General features: G+C 70.1%; 1 protein-coding gene. It reads right to left on the bottom strand.

Translation table 11 applies throughout. The annotated features are described in order from the left end of the window. Positions 1–1041: IS110 family transposase (locus tag ACLQ3F_RS31595; RefSeq protein WP_425853359.1), on the bottom strand; the 1041-nt coding region annotated here is incomplete at its 3' end. Positions 1042–1329 lie beyond the last annotated feature (288 nt).

Below are 1329 nucleotides of genomic sequence, written 5' to 3' on the forward strand. Positions count from 1 at the left end.
CTGTCGGGCGATGTAGCGCTTGAGGCAGCGGGTGATTTCTCGGGTGGTGCGGCCTTCGGCGCGGCGTCGGTTGATGTAGTCGCGGGTTTCGGGGTGGATGCGGCGGCGGGTCAGGGCGATGGTGTGCAGGGCGCTGTTGAGGGTTCTGTCGCCGCCGCGGTTGAGGCGGTGTCGGTCGGTGCGGCCGCTGGCAACGGGTATGGGGGCGGCGCCGGCGAGGGTGGCGTAGGCGGCTTCTGATCGGACGCGGCCGGGGTGGGACCAGGTGGTGAGGGCGATCGCGGCGGTGACGGGTCCGACTCCGGGTTGGTCGAGCAGGGGTGGACACAGGTCGGTGACGAGGGCGCGTAGGTGTCGGTGGTTGTCGGCCAGTGCGGCGTCGAGGGTGTGGATGTGACGGGCGAGGGTGGTCAGCTCGCGGCGGCGGGTGTGTTCCTCGATGGGCAGGTGGGTGCTCTCGGATGGGTCGAGGGCGGCCAGTCGGGTGATCTGGTTGGCGGTGCCAAGCCCGCGTAGGGCGTGGCGCAGAGTGTCGTCGGCGGTCAGGATCAGTGCTTTGACCAGGTTGACCGTGGCGGTGCGGGCGTCGCTGTGGTGGCGGCGGCAGACCAGCAGGAGACGCAGCGCTTCGCGTGCTCCGTCGCTGCGGGGCACGGCGATGCGGTCGGTGGACAACGCGAGGACCGCGTGGGCGGCGGCGACCGCGTCCAGCTGATCGGACTTGCCGCCCCGGCGGCGGGCCGCCGCGGCGGGTTTGGGCGCCTCGCAGACCGGTTCACCGGCAGCGGTCAACAGCCGGCACAGTCCCTGACCGTGCGCCCGGGTGCCCTCCACCGCCCACAACCGGCGCCCGTTTGGCGGGGTGTGCGCGGCGGCGAAGGCCAGCAGCCGGCTCAACCCGTCCGCGTCGGTGGACACGGTGACCTGCGCCAACACCGCTCCGAACCGGTCGAGTACCGCAGCGGTGTGCGTGTCAGTGTGGGTATCGACCCCCACCACCACGTCATAGGCATCCGTGACCCGCTCTACGATCTGTGGCATCTCGGTTGCTCCTTTGCCAGTGACGACCGGGACAGTCGGCGTCGGCTCGGGATGCAGTCACCTCAGCGGCACATCTGTGATGGGCCACGTGCGCTCGCACGGGCAGGCTTCTGATCAGGCCAGCAAGGTGGGCCGGGCCGGCGCCGACGACCACCTGGGGACAGGTCTTGCACAAGGCACACCCGCACTCCGAGCGGCCAGATCGGCAATGAGCCACCCAAGCAATCATCGACGCCGAACCTAGCGGCAACCAGCCGAACCGATCACCACGTACATAGAAGCGTCTTG

The sequence above is a fragment of the Micromonospora sp. DT15 genome, from assembly GCF_049841475.1.
Lineage (GTDB): Bacteria > Actinomycetota > Actinomycetes > Mycobacteriales > Micromonosporaceae > Micromonospora.